The sequence below is a fragment of the Dialister sp. CAG:357 genome (genome assembly GCF_000435155.1).
GTDB classification, from domain to species: Bacteria; Bacillota; Negativicutes; order Veillonellales; family Dialisteraceae; genus Dialister; species Dialister hominis.
The window spans coordinates 1-5,192 of sequence record NZ_FR896486.1; the positions used below are offsets into that span (position 1 = coordinate 1).

A 5,192-nucleotide genomic window follows, 5' to 3' on the forward strand; every position below is an offset into this window, starting at 1 on the left:
CAAGGTTAACACCCTTAAACCTCACTTCGTTCGAGAAAAGAAATCTACGTCTTGGTGGATTTCTACACCCCTTTTCTTTTGCCCATATAGCCTTCAGGCATTACCAATGGTACAATGGCTTTGACTGAAAAAGGAGGAAATTATGGAAATCAAAGAAGGAATGACAGGAAAAGCGGTCCTTACGGTGGATACGCCTCATACAGCGCGCGTGATGAAGAGCGGCTCGCTCGATGTCCTCGCTACGCCGATTCTCTCGGCGCTCATGGAAGAAGCTGCCTGCGCCGCTATCGCAGAAGCTCTGGATGAAGGGATGACGACGGTCGGAGGTTCCATCTCCCTCGTCCACAAAGCCCCCACCCTTCCAGGCGACACCGTCACAGCAACGGCTGTGGTGACTGGCGTGAAGGGAAAGAAGATCACATTTACCATCCGCGCAGAAGACTCTGCCGGTGAAGTGGGCACGGCAGACCACACACGCTTCATAGTCGAAGCCGATCCTTTCATGGACAATGCAGGGAAGAGAAAGAATAAGGAATAAGGAAAGTAATGAAAAGAGCCATCTGGAATGTGGAAGCATTCGGGCTGGCTCTTTTTGTGGGGTGGGATTAAAACAGAACAACCAGCCTGACGGCTGTGGGAAAAGATTAAAACCATACAACCGCAGCTTTGCTGCGTGGAGATGAACCTCCTCAGGCGCATACGCGCCAGCTCCCCCTACGGGGCGAGCTCAAACACCCTAAGCGATGATGCTTCGCCTTCTTAGAAAATGCAACTCTTTCTCCCAGCAACAGAAAAGTGATAGGCTGGGCACTTTCCCCTCCGGGGACAGTGCGGCGATGTGAAATATAAGAAATCATTTCTGATTTGTTTTGAACTTATATACCTACGGCTGAGGAAATGCAACTCATCCCTTTACTTATTAACTTCACCTCATTCGCGCAGCTACAGATAAAAGATAAGCTGCGCACCTTCCCCAGAAGGGAAGGCTTCACAAGGAATAAAGAAAAGATTTCCAATCTGATTTGTTTTGGACCTTTCGTAATTTTATCCAAACCTTCCCTTCCAGGGCAAGGTCAAGACCGGCCTACGGCCCTTCTTTGTGATCCAGGAAGGCTAGTGTTAGCAGCGCTCCAGCAAAATCAAAAAAAGGAATGTGTCGTCCTTGCGGGTTCACATTCCTTTTTTCTTTTATATATTTTTATTCCTTATGTTATTTCTGGTCGAGGCCTTCGTGGGCGCTTTCCAGGACCCCTGTGCCGTCGAAGATGGGGATGAAGGCTTTGTCGGAGCTTTCTTTGGCCTGGACGTAGCCATCGGTGATGCCGAGGTCTTCCATGTAGCTTTCGCATTCCTCATATTCTTCGTCTGTGATTCTCCGGTTGATTTCGGGGAATTCGCTGGCTCTTCCGTATGGAATGTACTGGCGCATGAGGCTGAAGAGGACGTCGCCGGGGGCGAAGGTTTCTGCTATGTATTCCATGATGCGCTTGGTGTCTTCTACCTGGCCGGGGAGGATGAGGTGGCGGATGAGGACGCCTTTTTTGAGGATGCCGTCGGGGCCTATTTCGTAGGGGCCGGTCTGACGGAACATTTGCTCAATGGCGGCGGAGGCTTTTTCGAAGTAGTCCGGGGCGTCGCTGTAGCGTTTGGATGCTTTGCTGTCCATGTACTTGAGGTCAGGGAGCCAGCACTGGACTTTATTTCTCAGGAAAGCGACTGTGTGGACGCTTTCGTAGCCGCCGCAGTTGTAGACGACGGGGACGGGCAGCGGGTCTCTCAGGCTCTGGAATATGGCGTGTGTGTAATGGGTGGGCGTGACGAGGTCAATGTTGTGGGCGCCCTGGCGGATGAGCTCCTGATAGATTTCTTTCAGGCGGTCGACGGAGACTTCTATGCCTTTCCTCATTTCGCTGATTTCGTAGTTCTGGCAGTAGACGCAGGAGAGGTTGCATCCTGCGAAGAAGACGGTGCCGGCGCCTCTGGTTCCTGCGATGCAGGGTTCTTCCCAGTGATGGAGCGCAGCTCTGGAAATGACGGGAAGCATGCCGCTGGCGCAGTAGCCGACGGTGCCGCGGTCACTAGCCGAGCGCTTCCTTTCTATTTTGCATGCCCTTGGGCAGATGTTGCAGATACTCATTGGATTCCTTTCCGGGTTTCCCCTCATGAAAATCTCTTTTATTGTACCACAGGTGGATAGTGGGAATTTTATCCATTTCCCGCATGGTTTTCAGATTCTGTCATAGAAATTTTATATTTCTGTCGTTGCCCGCGATATAAAAAAATCATATAATATAGGGTATTCAAACGTAGTCGTTTTCCCTTATTGTGTTTTGAAAGGAGTTCATTCATGGAAAACAACGCAGGTCTCCTCGAGAGGATCTTCCATCTCAAAGACAGCGGGACCACGGCCAAAACGGAAATCATGGCCGGTATCACCACTTTTATGACGATGGCATATATTCTCGCCGTCAACCCGAGTATCATGAGCACGACGGGCATGGACAAGGCTGCTGTTTTGACGGCAACTGCCATTGCCGGCTTCATGGGTACCATGCTGATGGCAGTATTTGCCAATTATCCATTCGCGCTTGCGCCCGGCATGGGGCTGAACGCATTCTTCGCCTATACGGTCATCGGCCAGATGGGCTATTCCTGGCAGATGGCTCTGGCCGCTGTCTTCGTTGAAGGTATCATCTTCATCATTCTTTCATTGACGAGTGTCCGCGAGGCGATCTTCAATGCGATTCCGATGAATCTGAAGAGGGCAGTTTCCGCCGGCATCGGCGTCTATATCTGCTTTATCGGTCTGGCTTCGGCTCATGTCATCGTAGCTAATCCTGCGACGAAGGTTTCTCTCTTCTCGTTCAAGGGCGCTATGGCAGCCGGCACTTTCCATACGGCTGGCGTTCCGGTCGTTCTTGCAATCGTCGGTATTCTTTTCACCGCTATCCTGATTGCCAAGAAGGTCAGAGGCAATATCCTCTGGGGCATCGTCTTCACATGGGTTCTCGGCATCATCTGCGAACTGACCGGCGTTTATGTTCCGGATCCTTCCGCTGGTGCTTTCAGTACGCTGCCGGATCTGTCCAACGGTCTTGCCTCTTTCATTCCGGCAAGCATGGATCCGATTCTTTTCCAGCTTGACTTCTCCCAGCTGGCGACCTTCAATTTTGTCGTCGTCCTTCTGGCATTCCTCTTTGTTGACCTCTTTGATACGATCGGCACGCTGATCGGCGTTTCCTCCAAAGCAAACATGCTCGACAAGAACGGCAAGCTCCCGCACATTAAGGGCGCCCTGATGGCTGACGCTGTCGCTACGGCAGGCGGCGCACTGCTGGGCGTTTCCACAACAACGACTTACGTAGAATCTGCAGCAGGCGTTTCTGAAGGCGGCAGAACGGGTCTGACCGCTGTCACGGTTTCCATCCTGTTCCTGCTTTCTCTCTTCTTCTCGCCTTTCTTCATGGCTATCCCGGCATTCGCTACAGCTCCGGCTCTGGTATCTGTCGGCTTCCTGATGTTCACGGCTGTCACCGGCATCGATTTCGATGACCCGACGGAAGCATTCCCATGCTACCTGACGATCATCGCTATGCCTTTCACCTACAGCATCGCAGAAGGCATCGCTTTCGGCATCATTTCCTACACGCTGATCAATCTGCTGGCAGGAAACCGCTCGAAGGTCAGCCTGCTGATGATCATCCTGACAGTACTCTTTGTCATGAAGTATATTTTTATCTGATTAGGCACTTTTGCCATTCAAGAAGGGGCTGTGACGGAATGACTGCTCATTTTGTCACAGCCCCTTTTTCAGGAGGTCATTTTGGCTTATGCTTTGATGTTCTTTGCCATCGGCATGGAACTGACGGGAACGACGCTTCTCAAGTATTCGCAGGGGTTCACGAAGCTTCTGCCGACGATCGGCTGCCTCGTTTCCTACTTCATCTGTTTCTTCTCATTTTCCCGCGCGCTGAATGATCTGAATCTGGGCCTGGCGTATGCGACCTGGAGCGGCGTCGGCATCGTGGCGTCTGTCCTCATTTCCTGGTTCCTCTTCGGCGAGAAGCTGAACGGCTGGGGCATTTTCGCCGTCGCCATGATTATTATCGGGTGCATTATACTGAACGTGTTCGGCACTGATCACTAGAAAGGAGTCTTATGAAATCTTCGTGCAAAGTCCTCTTTTCGTTTCTTGCTTTCCTTCTTCTCTCCATCGAAGGCGCTTTTGCGGCGGCTCCGGAAATCACGGCGGATGCCGCTGTCATTTACGATCCTGCTGCCAAGGTGTTCCTGTACGAAAAGAACGGGACGAAGAAGGAATATCCGGCCAGCATGACAAAGATCATGACGGCGATTCTTTCTTTTGAAAAAGCGACGCCCTACGATACGGTCAAGGTGAGCCGGAATGCTGCTGATATCGAATCGACGGCGCTGAACGGCGGCGAATGGATTGCTCTTGGCCAGCTCCGGAATCAGATGATGCTGATCTCGGATAACGGCGCGGCAACGGCGATCGGAGAAACGATTTCCGGCAATCTCCCCCGCTTCACGGACCTCATGAATGCGAAGGCGAAGGAAATCGGCGCCACGCATACCCATTTCGTCAATGCGAACGGCATGCCCGACCCGGATCATTACTCCACGGCAGAGGACATGGCAAAGATCGCGGCGTATGCGATGAAGAATCCGAAATTCCGCCAGCTGGTAGGGACGCGCGAAAAGCAGGTCCACTACATGCGTCCGAATGAAACGGTCACCTTCGGCAATACGAATGAGCTTCTCTACTCCTATCCGGGAGCGACGGGCATCAAGACGGGATACACCAGAGCGGCTGGAGGCTGCCTTGCGGCATCTGCCATCCGTGACGGCAAGGAACTCATCGTCATCGTCATGCATTCCCAGAATACGGACACACGCTTCACCGAAGCTGCCAAGCTTCTCGACTACGGCTTCTCTCTTGAAAAAGAGGGCGCTGTGAAGACACCGGTGAAAGCACCTGGCAAGAAAGTGAAGAAAGCGGCGTAAGAAAAAAAGGGCTGTGACAAAATGGTTAATCATTTTGTTGCAGCCCTTTTTTGCTGGTATATTCGATTAGATGATTCTCCAACACATTTATATATTTGTGTTATCTGAAGACCTCAAAACCTCGCTGCGCTCGAGAACTACTTTATTCCCCGGCTTCGCCGGGACCT

General features: G+C 51.8%; 5 protein-coding genes. 4 read left to right on the plus strand and 1 reads right to left on the minus strand.

The genetic code is table 11. The features are described from left to right. Positions 1 to 142: 142 nt before the first annotated feature. Positions 143 to 538 carry a thioesterase family protein gene (locus M3200_RS09475; protein ID WP_022383284.1) on the plus strand — a complete coding sequence of 132 codons (396 nt, stop codon included), beginning with the start codon at positions 143 to 145 and terminating at the stop codon, positions 536 to 538. Positions 539 to 1,210: 672 nt separating this feature from the next. Here M3200_RS09475 and M3200_RS09480 read toward each other — a convergent pair. After that, positions 1,211 to 2,137 carry a radical SAM protein gene (locus M3200_RS09480; protein WP_022383285.1) on the minus strand — a complete coding sequence of 309 codons (927 nt, stop codon included), beginning with the start codon at positions 2,135 to 2,137 and terminating at the stop codon, positions 1,211 to 1,213. 210 nt (positions 2,138 to 2,347) lie between these two features. On the opposite strand from M3200_RS09480, the gene M3200_RS09485 reads away from it, so the two are divergent. The 3 genes from M3200_RS09485 to M3200_RS09495 all read left to right on the plus strand — a co-directional run bounded on the left by M3200_RS09485 (position 2,348) and on the right by M3200_RS09495 (position 5,025). Beyond that, entirely contained in the window at positions 2,348 to 3,742 is a 1,395-nt protein-coding gene (locus M3200_RS09485; RefSeq protein WP_022383286.1) for an NCS2 family permease, read from the plus strand. Between the two features lie 81 nt (positions 3,743 to 3,823). Next, a complete protein-coding gene (locus tag M3200_RS09490) occupies positions 3,824 to 4,147 on the plus strand; it encodes a DMT family transporter (RefSeq protein ID WP_022383287.1) in 324 nt (107 codons plus the stop codon). A gap of 11 nt (positions 4,148 to 4,158) precedes the next feature. Then, positions 4,159 to 5,025, plus strand: coding sequence for a D-alanyl-D-alanine carboxypeptidase family protein (locus M3200_RS09495; protein WP_022383288.1), 867 nt, complete (start codon positions 4,159 to 4,161; stop codon positions 5,023 to 5,025). The last annotated feature ends 167 nt before the right edge of the window (positions 5,026 to 5,192 follow it).

Excerpts from the sequence above, each read along its gene's own strand:
- M3200_RS09480 (WP_022383285.1), bottom strand. The coding sequence starts at position 2,137 with ATGAGTATCTGCAACATCTGCCCAAGGGCATGCAAAATAGAAAGGAAG.
- M3200_RS09485 (WP_022383286.1), top strand. The coding sequence starts at position 2,348 with ATGGAAAACAACGCAGGTCTCCTCGAGAGGATCTTCCATCTCAAAGAC.
- M3200_RS09475 (WP_022383284.1), top strand. The coding sequence starts at position 143 with ATGGAAATCAAAGAAGGAATGACAGGAAAAGCGGTCCTTACGGTGGAT.
- M3200_RS09495 (WP_022383288.1), top strand. The coding sequence starts at position 4,159 with ATGAAATCTTCGTGCAAAGTCCTCTTTTCGTTTCTTGCTTTCCTTCTT.